The organism is Dyadobacter fermentans DSM 18053, from assembly GCF_000023125.1.
Classification (GTDB): Bacteria; Bacteroidota; Bacteroidia; order Cytophagales; family Spirosomataceae; genus Dyadobacter; species Dyadobacter fermentans.
This window is the reverse complement of the sequence record NC_013037.1, coordinates 3,768,190-3,783,948: the sequence shown is the minus strand read 5'-3', so window position 1 is coordinate 3,783,948 and position 15,759 is coordinate 3,768,190. Positions and strand designations below refer to the sequence as shown.

Below are 15,759 nucleotides of genomic sequence, written 5' to 3'. Positions count from 1 at the left end.
ATTATGAACGGAGTGAAAAGCATGGGTAAATCGGCGATTGTGATCGGGGCGGGCATTGTAGGCCTGGCTACGGCAAGGGCTTTGGCTATAAGGGGTTATCAGGTGACGGTGATCGAGCGTTCGTCGAAAGCGGTGGGCGCATCGATCCGTAATTTCGGGATGGTTTGGCCCATCGGGCAGCCGGAAGGAAAGTTGTATGAAAGGGCATTGCATGCCAAAAGTATCTGGAAAGAGGTGCTGGCGGGTGCCAAATGCTGGTCTCAGGAAGCGGGCAGCCTGCATATGGCCTACCAGGAGGATGAGCTGGAAGTGATCCGGCAGTTTGTGGAAGTGAGCGCTTACCGGCCGGTAGCCTGTCTCGATGCGGCCGGCACGCTGGCCAAGTCGCCGGCGGTGAATCCCGATGGGCTGCTGGGCTCGCTCTATTCCGCGGATGAGATGATCGTAGACCCCCGCGAGGCCATCGCGGCGATCCCTGGTTACCTGCAAGCTACATTTGGCGTTACATTTATATGGGACACGGCCATTTCTCAGGTGGCATACCCGACCGTGATTTCCGGCTCCAAAAGCTGGTCGGCGGACGAGATTTTCGTTTGCAGCGGACAAGATTTTGAAACACTTTATCCCCAACAGTTTTCGGCGGCGCCGCTGACCAAATGCAAACTGCAAATGATGCGCCTCGAAGCCCAGCCCGACGACTGGCGCATTGGTCCGGCATTATGCGGCGGATTGTCGTTCATTCATTACCACGGTTTCAAAGCGGCGGCATCGCTGCCGGGATTGAAAGCCCGGTACGAGCGCGAATATGCGGAATATCTTAAATGGGGCATTCACGTGATGGCTTCGCAAAACGGCCTGGGCGAGATTACTGTTGGCGACTCGCACGAATACGCGCTCACGTTCGATCCGTTCGACCGCGAGTTTATCAATACCATGATCCTCGACTATCTCGGAACATTCGCGCAGTTCAAATCGCCGAAAGTATTCCAGAGCTGGCACGGGATCTATCCCAAAATGACCAACGGGGCCACCGAGCTCGTGATGACGCCGGAAAGCGGCGTGACGATCATTAATGGCCTGGGCGGCAATGGAATGACGCTATCCTTTGGCTTGTGCGATGAAGTAGTGGGCGGAACATACCGGATCTAAACGCTGAAAAATATGTTTGCAAAAGTTTCCTGCACGCTGGCGGTGGTTTCGCTGATGCTGGCGGCATTTCAAACCCTGCCGGAAAGCGACCTTCGGAAAAAGGCGCCTGTCGCCGAAATGAACGCGGACGAAAGACCTGCGGGCATTGAACACGTGATCGTGATCGGTGTAGATGGGCTGAGTCCCGACGGTATCCGAAAGGCAGAAACGCCGAGTATCGACCGGATGGTGGCCAATGGCGCTGTGAAATGGAATGTGCGGACGGTGCTGACCTCGGCGAGCAGCCAAAACTGGGCGTCGATGATCATGGGCGCCGGCCCCGAGCAGCATGGCATTATCAACAACGACTGGGAAATGGACGACCACTCGCTGCCGCCCATTGCCCAGGAGGCCGACGGCCGCTTTCCGACCATTTTCAGCATTTTGCACAAGGCAAAACCCGATGCGGAAATCGGTGCAGTGTACCATTGGGGCGGTTTTGGGCGGTTGTTCCAAAAGAATGCGGTCAACTACGACAAGCATTTCTCGACAGAGGATTCAACTGCGGCTGATTTTGTCCAATACATTAAAAATAAAAAGCCAACACTCGGTTTCGTGCATTTCGACCACGTGGATCATGCAGGCCACCACGGCGGGCACGGCTCGCAGGAATACTACCAGTCGGTCACCAAAGCCGACTCGCTGATCGGGAAAGTGCTTGCCGGTATTCAAGATGCCGGCATCGCGGACAAAACGCTGGTGATTCTCTGGGCGGATCACGGCGGCATTGGTTACGGGCACGGCGGCGCAACGCCGCAAGAGGCTGAAATAGCCGGCGTTTTGTTCGGGGCTGGTGTGAAAAAAGGCTACGAGATTCAGCAACAGGTTTATACTTACGACCTTGCTTCGACGATTGCGTTTGTGCTTGGTATCGAGCAGCCTTATGCGTGGATCGGTCGCCCGGTGAAGCCTGCATTTGCGGGGTTTGACGAACCTAAAAATCTCTGGCTCGGCGAAAAAACGGTAAACGCGCCCGTGATCCATCCCGAAAGAAAGCTGTATGAGCAGGCAGGAGGGCTTTTTGTGGACAAACCGGCGACAGTGAGGATCGATACTAAAGCAGAAAAAGGTACGACGCATTATACCATCGACGGTTCTGATCCCGGCCTGAAATCGCCGGTTTACACGCAGCCATTCAATGTGAGCCAGACGACCGTCGTCAAAGCGCGCACATTTGATGAAAAAGGTAACCCGAGTTTGCTTTCCACTGCGTATTTTAGGTTGGTCAAATCCGGGAAGGGCAATGGAGTGACCGCCATGTTTTTCAAAGCCAATGATCTGAACAAGCTTCCCGATTTTACCCAGCTTAAAAACGGGAAGTCGTGGATCGCCCCGGAGTTTGGAATGGTGAAAAAAGACATTGAAGGCATGCTGGCAAAAGGAACGGAAAGCTTTGCCATGCAATTCGAAGGTTTTATTCAAATCGACCGGGAAGGGAAATATCAATTTTCAACGCAATCAGACGATGGAAGTAAGCTTTTTGTGGACGGAAAAGAAGTGGTGAACAACGACGGTAACCATGGTGTAGAGGAAAAAACAGGCTCCATTGACCTGAAAGCGGGCAGGTATCCGATTAAAATTCAATATTACAATAACGGCGGCGGCTTTTGGCTCGACGCATTCTATCGCGGTCCGGGCGTTACCAAGCAACTTATCCCGGCCGATAAGCTCTTTGTGAAATAACCCCGAACCCAGTAAATGGCAGCAGCGCACAACCGTACGGAAGGCGACATTAACTTATCATCCGCGCGCCGGGACTGGTATGCAGTGATGAGTGATCCGGAAACTTCCGGTTACCTGCACGAGGATGCGGAACACTTTCTGCATCAGTCGCTTTCCACGCCTTGCCTGGATGTGCTCGCTTCGTGTGAAGGTATTTACCTTACCGATGTGCAGGGTAAGCGTTACATGGATTTTCATGGCAATAATGTGCATCAGCTGGGTTACCGGCATCCGTACGTAATTGAGAAGCTGAAAGCGCAGATGGATATTCTGCCGTTCTCGCCGCGAAGATATACCAATGTGCCCGCCATTGAGCTGGCTAAAAAGCTGGGCAGTCTTATGCCGGGTGATTTGAATCGCGTTCTTTTCGCTCCGGGCGGCACGTCGGCGATCAGCATGGCGCTGAAACTCGCCCGTATTTTGACCGGCAAACATAAAGTGGTGTCGCTCTGGGACTCGTTCCATGGTGCGTCGCTCGATGCCATTTCTGCGGGCGGCGAGCTCGATTTCCGAAAGGATATGGGGCCGCTGATGCCGGGCGTAGAGCGCATTCCTCCGCCGATGACCTACCGCGGGCCGTTCGCCGCAGCGGGCAACGGCGACATTCCCTATGCCGATTATCTCGAATATGTGATTGAAAAAGAAGGGGATATCGGCGCATTCCTCATCGAAACGATCCGGAATACCGATGTGCAGATCCCCTCGCAGGGCTACTGGAAGCGTGTGCGCGAAATTTGTACCAAACATAACGTGCTGCTGATACTGGACGAGATCCCGATCGCGTTCGGGCGGACGGGCAAAATGTTCGCATTTGAGCATTACGGCTTCGAGCCGGACATTGTTTGTCTGGGAAAAGGCCTTGGTGCGGGCGTGATGCCGATGGCGGCGATTGTGGCGCGCGACAGTTATAATGTAGCCCAAAATGTCTCACTCGGGCATTTTACGCATGAAAAAAGCCCGCTCGGAAGTGTGGCTGCGCTGGCTATGCTGGAATGTATCGAGCAAAACGGCCTGCTTGCCAAAGTGAATGCCGATGCGGAATTCATGCGGGAGGAACTCGGAAAACTGAAAGACAAATATCCGCTTATCGGCGAGGTGCGCGGGATCGGGCTTTTGTGGGGCGTGGAGCTGGTGAGAGACCGCGAAACAAAGGAAAAAGCCGTGGAAGAAGCGGAGGCTGTAATGTACGAATGCCTGCAAAACGGGCTGAGTTTCAAAGTGTCGCAGGGGAATGTGGTGCAGCTTTCGCCGCCGCTCATTATCACCCGCGAGCAGCTCACAGAGGCATTGCAGATCCTCGGCAAAGCCATCGAAAAGGCTTCGGTTTTGGTATAGAAAACTCAACACTTGACTATATGCGCCTGAAAGAAGCACTTACGCGTTCGAATTCGTTTTTCATCGTCTGGGCTGTTATCGCTTCGTTTGGGGCTTATTTCTGCATGTACGCGTTTCGTAAACCGTTCAATGCAGGGCTGTACCAGGGCTTGGAACTCGGGGAGGTCAGTTACAAGGCCATCCTGATCATTTCACAGGTGGCGGGTTACACGCTGTCCAAGTTTGCCGGTATCAAAGTCATCTCCGAATTGAAGCACAATGCACGCGTTAAGCTGGTCATCGGGCTTATTCTGGTGGCGGAACTGGCGCTGCTATGCTTCGGGCTTGTGCCTTATCCCTACAATTTCGTATTTCTGTTCATGAACGGATTGCCGCTAGGGATGGTGTACGGGGTGGTGTTTAGCTTCCTCGAAGGGCGACGGTTTACGGAAATGCTTGCTATGGGGCTAAATATCAGTGTGGTAGTGGCGTCGGGTATTCTTAAAACTACTTACATTGAAATCCACGGCATTGTACCCGGCATCTCGGAGTTCTGGATGCCGTTTTTTATGGGGCTACTTTTCCTGCCGCTGTTCCTGATGTTTGTATGGATGCTTTCGGTTATCCCGAAACCAACGGCCGAGGACATGGCCCTGCGCACCGAGCGCGTGCCGATGACGAGCGCGGACAAGCGGCTGGTGATGCGGCAATTCGGCTTCCCGATCGTGTGCCTGGTGATTTTCTACGCTACGCTCGTGGTCGTCCGCGATTTCCGCGACAATTTCACCATCGAAATCTGGAACGAAATCGACTCAGATTGGGGCAGCGGCGTGCTCACAACCACGGAAATGGTGACCGGGCTCGTCGTGCTGGTGATCATCGGCGCGCTGGCCTTCGTGCGCGATAACCTTGCGGGTTTCCGGCTTGCTTACCTCATTTTGTTCGCCGGGGTTATCCTCATTGGAATGGGGACGCTGCTGTTTGAAAAATCCCTTATCACAGGCTTTTACTGGATGCTCATGATCGGGTTAGGCTTGTTTTTGGCTTATACGGTGCTTCAAACGGTTGTTTTTGAGCGGATGATCGCATTATACCGCGTGAAGGCGAATGCCGGTTACTTTGTGTATATCTGCGAAAGTATCGGGTATCTGGGCAGCGTGGGGCTGTTGCTTTACAAGGAGTTTTTCATGAAGGAGCTAAGCTGGTCGCAGGTGCTGATGCAGTTCTCTTACCTGCAATTCGGGCTGGGCTTGCTGCTGCTTACGCTTAGCAACTTTTATTTCGACCGGTATCGCTCGGCTCGGTCGGCCGAGAAGCCGGGGACGCCGTTCGCTGCCGCCTGAGGCGGCGCTTAGGGCAATAAAAAAAGGAGGGTCACTGGCCCTCCTTTTTAACATCTCAATTTCACCTTTCAATTTTTACTAAAACCTATTTTGTCGTTTTCAGCTCGACGATGGCTGCTTTTTGAGCAGGCGTCTGGGTATAATATGGGTTCACTTTTGTCGCTTTCGGTGGCGCTGGCGTTTCTACTACGGGAGTGGATGCAGGCAGCGCGTTTTTGATTGTATTGGCTGATTTATTGTCTTCGGCAAATGCAACTGAACTGGTCAATGCGATAATGCTAACGAAGGTTGTGATCAAAGTTTTCATAGCTCTTATTATTTATTGTTTCTTGTCTTTGTCTTATTTGATGATGCAAATATAAATGGTATTTTATGGATGGATATATCTTTATTCAATGAATGATCAAACGGCTATATGAGTGGTTTTTATTGGTGATGAGTGATTTGACGGTAAATATGACAGTTTTATGATTTGAAATATTCAAATATGTCTATACTGACTAATGATCTGGTTTTTATTTGAAAAGTACAATATATGCCCGTCCGGCAGTTCCGCTGGATTTACTATATTGCCTGCATGGCTAAACTGATTAACCTCAAACCCTTTAAAGAATTCATACAGTCGGAGTCGCTGGGCGGCGTCATTCTGATCGTATGCGTCATCATTTCGCTCATCATTGCGAATTCTCCCGCTGCGGGTACGTTCGAGAAATGGCTCGGCACGGAAGTCGGCTTCCATAGCGAAAGCGTCTATTTGCGCTATCCGATCCTGCTCTGGATCAACGATGGACTGATGGCTGTGTTTTTCCTCCTCGTAGGGCTGGAAATTAAGCGGGAGCTGGTAGAAGGGGAGTTGTCTTCTTTCAAAAAAGCGGCTTTACCCATTTTTGCAGCCCTGGGCGGCGTGCTGGCTCCGGCTGCGATTTACTTTTTGCTGAATAAAGGCACCCACACCGCCGCAGGCTGGGGCATTCCCATGGCAACCGACATTGCGTTTGCAATCGCGATCATCACCATGCTGGGCAGCAAAGTGCCGTCCTCACTCAAAATTTTCCTCGCGGCACTCGCGATCGTCGACGATCTGATGGCGATCCTCGTCATTGCTATTTTCTATTCTTCCGATTTGCATTACAACTACCTACTGTATGCGGCGGGTATTTTTGCGGCTTTGCTGGTGATGAACCGCGCGGGCGTCAAAAACCTGGCGGCCTACCTGGTGCCGGGCGCGCTGATCTGGTATTTTATCCACCATTCGGGCGTGCATGCCACCATTGCCGGCGTGCTCACGGCCTTCGCCATCCCCACCACGCCCGACGCGCAGGAGTCGCCATTGGAGAGGCTCGAACACCTGCTTGTGAAGCCGGTAAACTTCGCTATCATGCCCGTTTTCGCATTGGCCAACACCAATATCACCTTCGAAGCCGAAATGCTAGAAGGGCTTACGACCAGCCTGGGGCTAGGCATTATCCTCGGACTGGTGATCGGCAAGCCGCTGGGCATTACCCTGCTCTCGTGGCTTACCGTGAAGCTCGGGATCAGCAGCATGCCCAGCCGCGCGGGCTGGGCACATATTATCGGCGTGGGAATGCTGGGCGGGATCGGCTTTACGATGTCGGTATTTATTGCATTGCTGTCGTTTCCAGGTGAGCACCTCATCCTTTCCGAAGCCAAGTTTTCGATTCTCACCGGCTCTGTCCTTTCGGGTATACTCGGCTATGCTGCGCTTTACGCCGTGAGCAGGCGTGCGGCACGGTAGGGGCTATTCGGTTTTGCTTTTGATAAGAATGTAATCCACGTGGCCGTCCTTCGAGAAGGCGGATATCTGGGTGTATTTCTGGTAATTGTCCCAGGTTTTCACGCCGTCCTGGTCGATGTTCGGGGCTATGTTTTCGGTCAGGTTGAGCAGGCCCAGGATAATGCGGTCCTCGAATGCGTAATCGGAGAGGTTGTTGAGCCTGATCTGGTCGGCGATGTCGTTAATGTAAATGATTTCGGCCTTACCCTCGCGGTAGGTTACCCGGGGGCATTTTTCGCAACCTGCCTGCTCGTCGGTATAATAGCTTTCGAGCTTGCCTTTGCCCAGAATGGCGGCCACTTCCTGCTGGTTTCGCATCGCGATCTGCGGAAGGTCCAGGGCAACAGTTACGGCCGCATTCTCGTCGTGCTCGTCGAGTACATAAAATTTTACAAAAATGGCAATGAGGATTACGACGAACGAAACGAATTTCCAGTTCGCCCATTTGCGTTTGACAGAGGTGTGTTCCATGAAAGTGGCCTGGTTTTTGAAGTAATTGGGCATATAACTTTTGTATATATCAGGAAATATCATGCCAGACACACTGCAAAGAATGGTGATTACACCCGAAGTAAATTACGATCAGCTGACGATCGGCGAGGCCACGCTCATCCAGCAGCAACTCCGCTCACATTTGAAGCTGGAACCCTATCAAAAAGAGCCAAAAACGATCGCCGGTGCCGATATTTCACTCGCGCTGTATAGTGAGACCGTTTATGCCGGACTGGTGGTGCTGAGCTATCCCGATCTTCAACCAATCGCATTTTCGCTCGTCAAAAGCAGCACGATATTCCCCTATGTGCCCGGCTACCTGGCTTTTCGCGAAATTCCGGCAATCCTGAAAGCCTATGAACAGATCCCGGTAAAGCCCGACCTGATCATGTTTGACGGAAACGGCATCCTTCACGCACGCCGGATGGGCATCGCGTCGCATTTCGGGGTGCTTACCGGCGCTGTTACGATGGGTTGTGCCAAAAAGAAACTTGCAGGGCAGTATACCGAGCCCGGCACGATGAAAGGAGAATACACGCCCGTTACAGATAAAGGCGAGGTGATCGGCTATGCACTGAGGACAAAGGACAATGTCAAACCCGTTTTCATTTCCCCCGGCCATCAGATGACGCTCGAAGACAGCCTCACACTCGCACTCAAATGTACAGGCAAGCACCGGCTCCCCGAGCCCACACGCCGCGCACACGAGTACGTGAACCGCTTCCGGACCGGCGAGCTGACAGAAGGCTACCACGAAATCAACACCTGGAACCTCTTCTGAAATCAAAAAGAAGAAGTGTACATCAAAAGTCCAAAAAAACAAAAAAAAGGCCAGTGCCAGCGGCACGGCCCATATCGCTCCCAGGGGGTTTTAACCCCTGGCAAGCACGATGTTATTTTAATGACTTATCAATCTCATTGAGCAAATACTTTTTGGGATCGGAGTCGTATTCCCAGAACATTACCCCGCCCAGCTTGTTGGTCAGCACATATTTGCATTTTTCCCGCACCGACTCTTCATCGTCGTAGCTCAGCACATCGCCGGTTTCGGCATTGAGCAGGTAGGGCGCCTTCGCCACGGTGTCGCGGTATTCTTTAAACCCTTTTTTATTCACCAGGCTGTCTTTGATGTACGAATAGCCATCGACATACTGCTGCTTGATCTGCTTTTGTCCCAGCCCTTTGTCCAGCTTGGCTACCGTGAACATCCGGCCATAGAAGGGCAAACCCACCACCAGTTTTTCCATCGGCACACCGGCGGCATGGAAGCCTTTTACGGCATTATCCACCGATTTAGCCGTTTTGTAAATGTTGGAAGGGTACAAGCTCGCATGGTGAACCGCCGTATCTCCCTGGAAAAGGTCGTAGGTCATCAGGTTCACATAGTCGAGATAGCGCTGTGCCTTATCCATTTCGGTGGCTTTGAGGAACTCCACCCACCCGGCCACGGCCGTGGTGAGAAGTTTTTTCTTACCGGTTTCTTTTTCCAGCAAGTCGAGTTCGTTGCGGATGGCGTGGAACATTTCGGTGTAGTTCTGCTTGTCCTCGGGACGGAAAACATTGCCTTCTTCGCCAGGCAGGCCGGGGTATTCCCAGTCTATATCAACACCGTCCAGGTTGTACTTTTTAATGATATCTACACTGCTTTTCGCGAATACTTTCCGGGCAGAATCGGTGAGCACGGCGTCCGAGAAATTCTCGCTCCACGCCCAGCCCCCGATCGAGATCATGATTTTCAGGTCGGGATTGTCGCCTTTCAGCAGGTTGAGCTGACGGAAATTGGTCGTGTCGGTCTTTTCATTGGTCAGAAACGCTTTGCCGTTTTTAATATCAACAAACGCGTAATTGATATGCGTCAGCATTTTGGCGTCGATGTTGCTGGTGTTCAGCAAACCGTGGAAGCCGCCCACATAGCCGATCACGACGGGGCGTTTGGTGGAATCGGCGTCGCCTTCGCCGTCTTTGTCGGATGAGCAGCCGTTGAGGAAAAGCAATGGGGCAAGAAGGAACACAAGCAGCAATGCCGTGCCGAGGCTCTTTTGAGTAGGGAATAGGCGCATGATTTTGGTTTTGGTTTGAAGGGTTAAAATAAATACGCCTTCAAATCATCTCCTAATCCTGGGCCGGTACCGAGAGCTTTTGCAGGGCTTTTTTGAGGTTAATGCCCTTGCCGAGCACACCTTTGAAAAGGTCACCTTTTTTGTCGAGCCGGTCGAAAATGTTCTTAATTGTAAAATCCTTCGGGCTCAGGCCGTGCTGCACTTCGCTCCATTCCAGCGGCGTTGACACCGTTGCGCCGGGTTTCGGGCGGGCGCTGTACGCACATGCGAGTGTTTGCCCGATGCGGTTTTGCAGGTAATCCACGTAAATCTGATTCTTTTTGCGTTTCGAGAGTGAGCGTTCAAGCGTGGTGATTTTCGGTATCCGTTCCACCACCATGTGCGCGAGCAGTTCAGCAAAGTCGCGGGCCTGGTCGTAATCGTATTTTCTGCCGAATGGAATGTAAACGTGCATACCGCTCGCGCCGGAGGTTTTGCAAAACCCTTCCACGTCCATTTCGCCGAGGATTTGTTTGATGGTCAATGCGACGTCGATCACGTCATCGAACGTGTTTTTGGCCGACGGGTCGATGTCCATCACCACCCAATCCGGATTTTCCAGCTTGTTGATGGTCGAATTCCAAGGGTTCATTTCGATGCAGCCCAGGTTCGCGATGTAAAGCAGGCTTTCGACATCGTTCACCACATGGTAATTGACCATCTTTCCTGTGGATTCGGCCAGTATTTCAAAGGTTTTGATCCATTCCGGCACCGAATCGCTCGCGTCTTTCTGGAAAAATCCCTCGTCTTTAATGCCATTGGGCTGCCTGCGCAGCGAAAGCGGCCTGTTTTTCATATATGGCAGAATGTATGTCGCGATATTCCGGTAATAATCGATCAGCTCGCCTTTGGTAATGTGCTCGTCGGGCCAGTAAATTTTCTCGGGATGGGTGATCTCCGCTTTCTTTTTCATGATGCTTTTCTTTTGGGGGCCGAGAGGCTTTCTTTCAATTGCGCCATCAGGTCACGGCTTTTCGAATGAACGACCTTCATTTTGCTGGCCGCCGGTTTCTTGCCTTTTGCCTTGGCCATGATCAGTTTCAGCAACTTTTCATTATAGGTGTCTTTGTAATTTGAAATATCGAATTCGGTAGTGAGCTGCTCGATCAGCTGGACGGCCATATTCATTTCGGCCGGCTTAATCTTCACATCGGGAATATTGAGCTCGTCGGTATCGCGGATTTCGTCGGCGAAGCGGATTTTGTTGAGGATCAGCAAGTCGCCCTGTGGTTTAATCAGCACCAGGCTCTCGCGGTTACGCAGCACATAACTGCCGAGGCCGCATTTGCCGGTTTTTTTGAGCGCGTCGCGCAGCAATGCATAGGGTTTCGCACCCGACTTTTCGGGTTGGAGGTAATAGGGTGTTTCGTAGTAAATGCTGTCGATTTCCTTCTCATCGACAAACTCCGCGATTTCGATGATTTTCGTTTTTTCGGGACTGGCCTTTTCAAAATCGCTTTCATCGAGTACCACATAATTGTCCTCCACCTTATATCCGCGCACAATGTTCTCCCACTTCACCTCGCGGCCCGTGTTGGCATTTACGCGCTGGTAATGGATGTTTGCGTGGTCTTTTTTATCCAGCATATCGAGGTCGAGCTCGCTGGCTTGCACGGCGCTGAAAAGTTTGACGGGGATATTGACGAGGCCGAACCCGATCGCCCCGGACCATATTGCTCTCATATTCTTTTCGTTTTGAAAATTGGGTGAGAGCAAAATCTGTGCCTTGAATGTCGCCAAATGCCGCTGGGCCGATGCGATCATTTTGATAATACTTCCTCAAAAATGGACATCAGGCGACCTTAGATGGGACTATTTCAATAATTCCTGTAAATTTTTTGGATAAAATTACAAAGTGCTTGTAATCAACATTTTGTATCCATATATTCCTGATAAGTTACCACGTAAGCCTCCCTGATATATCCTTATACGTTCGTTGTGCGAGGGCATCTGGCATGTCTTTTTAATAGATGCTTCCAAAACAATTTCACAACAAGACTAACTCTTTAATCGGATATAACTATGGTAGCGACACTAGGTAACAACCCAGCGAAAAGCTTGAAACCCGGCGCAGTGCTTACCGTCACAGGTGCCAGATCAGAATCAGAAGCGCAAAGAGAAGTGGCTGATTTTCTACAATTGAGTAACCGTACAGACCTTGGATATTTCGCTATTTCGAAGGATTACTATCTGCTCTTCCTCAAATCTGGTAATTCGATTAGTGGAGTTGCCTAAGCGTTAATTATTTCATTCACAAGGACATGGTACAGAAAGGTACATTCAAATTGTTTGGGCAGAAGCTCATCAACATTATCATTCATAGAGAAGACGTTCTTAAAATTACTCCCAATAAAAAAGGGCAGGGCTGCATCATTTACCTTAAAAACAAGGTGCCGTATGCAGTAAGTGAAAGCGAGAAAGAAGTTCAGAAGAAGCTCAATTGGGTAGCAGCATGATATTAGGTATGTTGCCATGAAAATAAAGCAGGGCCTCGGTGCATAACCGGGGCTTTCTCATTTTGTACGGGCTGCGAAAAAATCTTTTGCCCCGAACCCGGCCGCGGGATTTCGTGTTACCCACACACCGGATTTCTCCACACCACAGTATTCCCATGTCCAAAAAGACTTACTTTTTTCTGATCCTCATTCTGGGGAGCCTGACTGCGCTTGGCCCTTTTTCAATCGATATGTACCTGCCGGGGTTCCCGGCCATTGCGCGTGATTTGAACACCACCGCAGCCAAAGTTTCACAAACCTTATCGGGATATTTCGTAGGGATTTCACTCGGACAGCTGCTCTACGGTCCGCTGCTCGACCGTTTCGGGCGGAAAAAGCCGCTGTTCATCGGTCTGGCCGTTTACATTCTGGCGTCGGCCGGGTGTGCCGTCGCTACCAGCGTGGAGCAGCTCATTGTTTTGCGCATTATCCAGGCTGTCGGCAGCTGTGCGGCCACTGTCGCTTCCGTCGCTATGGTGCGCGACCTTTTCCCTGTCAGTGAAAGCGCCAAAGTGTTTTCGCTATTGCTGCTCGTCGTTGGTTTTTCTCCTATGATCGCCCCTACGGTCGGTGGCTACGTGACCGACGCATTCGGATGGCATGCCGTATTCATGATACTAACCTTAATGGGCGTAGCCATTTTCGTCGCCACGGCATTGTGGCTGCCCGACAGCTACAAGCCTGATAAAACGCTTTCGCTGAAACCGAAGCCCATCATTGCGAACTTCCTGGAAGTGCTCCGCGAGCCGCAATTTTATACCTATTCCATTACCGGCGCCATCGCATTTGCGGGGCTGTTTGCCTACGTAGCGGGTTCGCCTATCGTTTTTATGGAGGTATTTAAAATCGACGGCAAGGTGTACGGCTGGATCTTTGCATTTCTCTCGGTCGGGTTTATTGGTTCGGGGCAGGTGAATACATTAATGCTGAGGCGGTTCAGCAGCGAGCAGATCGTGAATGTGGCGCTGATATGCCAGGCGGTCATCGGCCTTACTTTCCTTGCCGCAGCACTGGCCGGCGCGCTGACGCTCACCTCCACGCTCGTGTTTCTATTCCTTTTTCTGTGCTGCGTGGGCTACACCTACCCGAATGCGGCCGCACTTTCACTCGCTCCGTTCACACGTAATGCGGGCAGCGCGTCGGCATTGATGGGTGCATTTCAAATGGGTGCGGGGACATTGATTTCCATCGGGATCAGCCTGTTCGAAGAGCCTTCGCTGATACCGATGGTGGCGGCTATGGCCGGTTCGGCTACGCTGGCGCTGATTGTGCTCGTGGTAGGCCGCCGGTTTATTACCCACAAGGTGGAAGTACAGCAGGGCGCGGATGCCGGTGTGATGCATTAAGCGGCCCGTTTATTTACTTTGTGAATGGATTACTTCAAGCGACTACTCGAATTACTGAAAATAGAAAGGGAGGAAGACAAGCAATCGTACCAGCGATTGATCGAACGCTCGTCTGTCTCCGAACGCCGCGCCAACGGACTGGCCTGGTACCCCATTGCCATCCGCGGCCAGGAAATGAGCCGCGGCGACTACCTCACCGTAGAAGTGGAACGCACCACGCACCAGGAGGTGCCGCACCAGCTGCGCTTTGGCATGCCCGCGGTTTTGTTCAGCAATCATGAACCTAAAAAAGACCGTGTAGAAGGCGTAGTTTCGCACCAGGGCGGCAACCGGCTGAAAATCACGCTGCGCACGGATGAATTGCCCGAATGGTCGCGCGATGGCAAGCTGGGCATTGATTTGCTCTTCGACGATAATAGTTATGATGAAATGCAATCCGCATTGAAAACGGCGGATTCGCTGGGTTCGTCGGACAAAGAAGGGCATTTGATCAAAGTGCTTACCGGCGAGAAGGCACCTTCATTTGACAAGGACATTTATCCCATTACGCTTCCCAAACTGAACCCATCGCAGCAGCGGGCGGTGCAGAATATCCTTTCCGCACAGGAGCTGGCGATCGTGCACGGGCCTCCGGGCACGGGCAAGACCACCACGCTGGTGCAGGCGATCAAGGCATTGGTCAAAAAGGATAACCGGCCCATCCTGGTGGTGGCGCCGAGCAACACGGCGGTGGATTTGCTGAGTGAAAAACTGAGTGAAGAAGGCCTGAACGTGCTCCGCGTGGGTAACCCGGTCCGCGTTTCAGAACGACTTACGGCGCTGACTTTGGACAGCAAAATGTCCTCACACGCGAGCGTGAAGGACATTAAGACATTGAAAAAGCAGGCCAACGAATACAAAAACATGGCGCACAAATACAAGCGCCATTTCGGGAAAGCCGAGCGGGACCAGCGGAAGGCATTGTTCGACGAGGCGCACCGCATTATGAAGGACGTCGCGAATATGGAGCAATACATTATCGACGACCTGCTCACCAAAACGCAGGTGGTAACGGCCACGCTCGTGGGCTCCAACCACTTCACCGTCCGCAATATGAAATACCGCACCGTGGTGATCGACGAGGCCGGGCAGGCATTGGAGCCAGCCTGCTGGATACCGATCCTCAAAGCCGAAAAAGTGGTCTTTGCCGGTGACCATTTGCAGCTGCCGCCGACCATCAAGTCGGAAGAGGCGGCGAAGGGCGGGCTCAGCACCACATTATTGGAAAAATGCGTGGCATTGCACCCCGAATCGGTGGTGCTGCTGGAAGAACAATACCGGATGAATGAGGCGATTATGGGTTATTCTTCCAAAGTCTTTTATCATGACAAACTCAAAGCGCATGAATCGGTGGCGGGCCGTGTGCTGTTCCCGGGCGAGGCGCCCCTGGCATTTGTCGATACGGCGGGCTGCGGGTTTGATGATAAACTGGAAGGGACCAGCTCTACCAACCCCGAAGAAGCCGCTTTCCTCTTCAAGCATTTGACCCAGCTCGCTGCGGAATTTGCAAAGGTTAACCCAAAACCGGAAAGCTTTCCGAGCATTGCTATTATCTCGCCTTACAAAGAGCAGATCAACATCCTCAAAAACCTGCTCGCGCACGCGCCCCACTTGCAACTTTACCTGGACAAGATAGCCGTCAACACCATCGACAGCTTCCAGGGGCAGGAGCGGGATGTGGTGTATATCAGCATGACCCGAAACAATATCGAAGGGCAAATCGGCTTCCTGGCCGACATTCGCCGCATGAACGTGGCCATGACCCGCGCACGCAAGAAGCTCGTCGTGATCGGCGACAGCGCCACACTTTCGGTGTTGCCGTTTTATGAAAATTTCATTGCCTATGCCCAGGGGCTGAATGCCTACCAGAGTGCCTGGGAGTTTTCGGATTTATAAGTATGTGATGAGCGGATTTTTCTTTCAAAG

15 protein-coding genes are annotated in these 15,759 nt (G+C 51.9%); 10 read left to right on the top strand and 5 right to left on the bottom strand.

The window, feature by feature from the left end; genetic code table 11:
- The first annotated feature begins 3 nt into the window (after nt 1-3).
- Genes DFER_RS15305 through DFER_RS15290 form a run of 4 tightly spaced genes read left to right on the top strand, consistent with a single transcriptional unit; the run spans nt 4 to nt 5,567 of the window.
- Nucleotides 4-1,149, top strand: coding sequence for a TIGR03364 family FAD-dependent oxidoreductase (locus DFER_RS15305; RefSeq protein WP_015812557.1), 1,146 nt, complete (start codon nt 4-6; stop codon nt 1,147-1,149).
- 12 nt (nt 1,150-1,161) lie between these two features.
- The gene (locus tag DFER_RS15300; RefSeq protein ID WP_015812556.1) at nt 1,162-2,871 is read left to right on the top strand and encodes an alkaline phosphatase family protein; all 1,710 of its coding nucleotides are present in this window, start codon (nt 1,162-1,164) and stop codon (nt 2,869-2,871) included.
- A 15-nt stretch (nt 2,872-2,886) separates the two neighbouring features.
- The gene (locus tag DFER_RS15295) at nt 2,887-4,245 is read left to right on the top strand and encodes an aspartate aminotransferase family protein (RefSeq protein ID WP_015812555.1); all 1,359 of its coding nucleotides are present in this window, start codon (nt 2,887-2,889) and stop codon (nt 4,243-4,245) included.
- Between the two features lie 20 nt (nt 4,246-4,265).
- Nucleotides 4,266-5,567, top strand: coding sequence for a DUF5690 family protein (locus tag DFER_RS15290; RefSeq protein ID WP_015812554.1), 1,302 nt, complete (start codon nt 4,266-4,268; stop codon nt 5,565-5,567).
- 85 nt (nt 5,568-5,652) lie between these two features.
- On the opposite strand, the gene DFER_RS15285 is transcribed toward DFER_RS15290, so the two are convergent.
- Nucleotides 5,653-5,874 carry a hypothetical protein gene (locus tag DFER_RS15285; RefSeq protein ID WP_015812553.1) on the bottom strand — a complete coding sequence of 74 codons (222 nt, stop codon included), beginning with the start codon at nt 5,872-5,874 and terminating at the stop codon, nt 5,653-5,655.
- A 270-nt stretch (nt 5,875-6,144) separates the two neighbouring features.
- On the opposite strand from DFER_RS15285, the gene nhaA reads away from it, so the two are divergent.
- The gene (gene nhaA, locus DFER_RS15280) at nt 6,145-7,323 is read left to right on the top strand and encodes a Na+/H+ antiporter NhaA (RefSeq protein WP_041736469.1); all 1,179 of its coding nucleotides are present in this window, start codon (nt 6,145-6,147) and stop codon (nt 7,321-7,323) included.
- Nucleotides 7,324-7,326: 3 nt separating this feature from the next.
- On the opposite strand, the gene DFER_RS15275 is transcribed toward nhaA, so the two are convergent.
- A complete protein-coding gene (locus DFER_RS15275) occupies nt 7,327-7,866 on the bottom strand; it encodes a hypothetical protein (protein WP_015812551.1) in 540 nt (179 codons plus the stop codon).
- A 28-nt stretch (nt 7,867-7,894) separates the two neighbouring features.
- Here DFER_RS15275 and nfi point away from each other — a divergent pair, with 28 nt between their 5' ends.
- A complete protein-coding gene (nfi, locus tag DFER_RS15270) occupies nt 7,895-8,635 on the top strand; it encodes a deoxyribonuclease V (RefSeq protein WP_143828743.1) in 741 nt (246 codons plus the stop codon).
- 112 nt (nt 8,636-8,747) lie between these two features.
- Here nfi and DFER_RS15265 read toward each other — a convergent pair whose 3' ends face one another.
- The 3 genes from DFER_RS15265 to ku are packed head-to-tail and all read right to left on the bottom strand — an operon-like array spanning nt 8,748 to nt 11,636.
- Entirely contained in the window at nt 8,748-9,914 is a 1,167-nt protein-coding gene (locus DFER_RS15265) for a glycoside hydrolase family 18 protein (protein WP_015812549.1), read from the bottom strand.
- A gap of 52 nt (nt 9,915-9,966) precedes the next feature.
- Entirely contained in the window at nt 9,967-10,866 is a 900-nt protein-coding gene (ligD, locus tag DFER_RS15260) for a non-homologous end-joining DNA ligase (protein WP_015812548.1), read from the bottom strand.
- Complete coding sequence (gene ku, locus DFER_RS15255) at nt 10,863-11,636, bottom strand: non-homologous end joining protein Ku (protein WP_041736467.1); 774 nt, start codon at nt 11,634-11,636, stop codon at nt 10,863-10,865. The genes ligD and ku overlap by 4 nt, the downstream gene beginning before the upstream one ends.
- Before the next feature lie 339 nt (nt 11,637-11,975).
- On the opposite strand from ku, the gene DFER_RS15250 reads away from it, so the two are divergent.
- The 4 genes from DFER_RS15250 to DFER_RS15235 all read left to right on the top strand — a co-directional run bounded on the left by DFER_RS15250 (nt 11,976) and on the right by DFER_RS15235 (nt 15,729).
- A complete protein-coding gene (locus tag DFER_RS15250) occupies nt 11,976-12,188 on the top strand; it encodes a hypothetical protein (protein WP_015812546.1) in 213 nt (70 codons plus the stop codon).
- 26 nt (nt 12,189-12,214) lie between these two features.
- A complete protein-coding gene (locus DFER_RS15245; RefSeq protein ID WP_015812545.1) occupies nt 12,215-12,409 on the top strand; it encodes a hypothetical protein in 195 nt (64 codons plus the stop codon).
- Nucleotides 12,410-12,564: 155 nt separating this feature from the next.
- Nucleotides 12,565-13,794 carry a multidrug effflux MFS transporter gene (locus tag DFER_RS15240; RefSeq protein ID WP_015812544.1) on the top strand — a complete coding sequence of 410 codons (1,230 nt, stop codon included), beginning with the start codon at nt 12,565-12,567 and terminating at the stop codon, nt 13,792-13,794.
- Between the two features lie 24 nt (nt 13,795-13,818).
- On the top strand, nt 13,819-15,729 hold the full coding sequence (locus DFER_RS15235) for an AAA domain-containing protein (RefSeq protein WP_015812543.1): 1,911 nt from the start codon (nt 13,819-13,821) through the stop codon (nt 15,727-15,729).
- Nucleotides 15,730-15,759 lie beyond the last annotated feature (30 nt).

Bases quoted from the DNA above. Each gene is read 5' to 3' on its own strand.
- nhaA (WP_041736469.1), top strand. From the start codon at position 6,145: ATGGCTAAACTGATTAACCTCAAACCCTTTAAAGAATTCATACAGTCG.
- ligD (WP_015812548.1), bottom strand. From the start codon at position 10,866: ATGAAAAAGAAAGCGGAGATCACCCATCCCGAGAAAATTTACTGGCCC.
- DFER_RS15250 (WP_015812546.1), top strand. From the start codon at position 11,976: ATGGTAGCGACACTAGGTAACAACCCAGCGAAAAGCTTGAAACCCGGC.
- DFER_RS15275 (WP_015812551.1), bottom strand. From the start codon at position 7,866: ATGCCCAATTACTTCAAAAACCAGGCCACTTTCATGGAACACACCTCT.
- DFER_RS15295 (WP_015812555.1), top strand. From the start codon at position 2,887: ATGGCAGCAGCGCACAACCGTACGGAAGGCGACATTAACTTATCATCC.
- nfi (WP_143828743.1), top strand. From the start codon at position 7,895: ATGCCAGACACACTGCAAAGAATGGTGATTACACCCGAAGTAAATTAC.
- DFER_RS15305 (WP_015812557.1), top strand. From the start codon at position 4: ATGAACGGAGTGAAAAGCATGGGTAAATCGGCGATTGTGATCGGGGCG.
- DFER_RS15285 (WP_015812553.1), bottom strand. From the start codon at position 5,874: ATGAAAACTTTGATCACAACCTTCGTTAGCATTATCGCATTGACCAGT.
- DFER_RS15300 (WP_015812556.1), top strand. From the start codon at position 1,162: ATGTTTGCAAAAGTTTCCTGCACGCTGGCGGTGGTTTCGCTGATGCTG.
- ku (WP_041736467.1), bottom strand. From the start codon at position 11,636: ATGAGAGCAATATGGTCCGGGGCGATCGGGTTCGGCCTCGTCAATATC.
- DFER_RS15235 (WP_015812543.1), top strand. From the start codon at position 13,819: ATGGATTACTTCAAGCGACTACTCGAATTACTGAAAATAGAAAGGGAG.
- DFER_RS15265 (WP_015812549.1), bottom strand. From the start codon at position 9,914: ATGCGCCTATTCCCTACTCAAAAGAGCCTCGGCACGGCATTGCTGCTT.
- DFER_RS15245 (WP_015812545.1), top strand. From the start codon at position 12,215: ATGGTACAGAAAGGTACATTCAAATTGTTTGGGCAGAAGCTCATCAAC.
- DFER_RS15240 (WP_015812544.1), top strand. From the start codon at position 12,565: ATGTCCAAAAAGACTTACTTTTTTCTGATCCTCATTCTGGGGAGCCTG.
- DFER_RS15290 (WP_015812554.1), top strand. From the start codon at position 4,266: ATGCGCCTGAAAGAAGCACTTACGCGTTCGAATTCGTTTTTCATCGTC.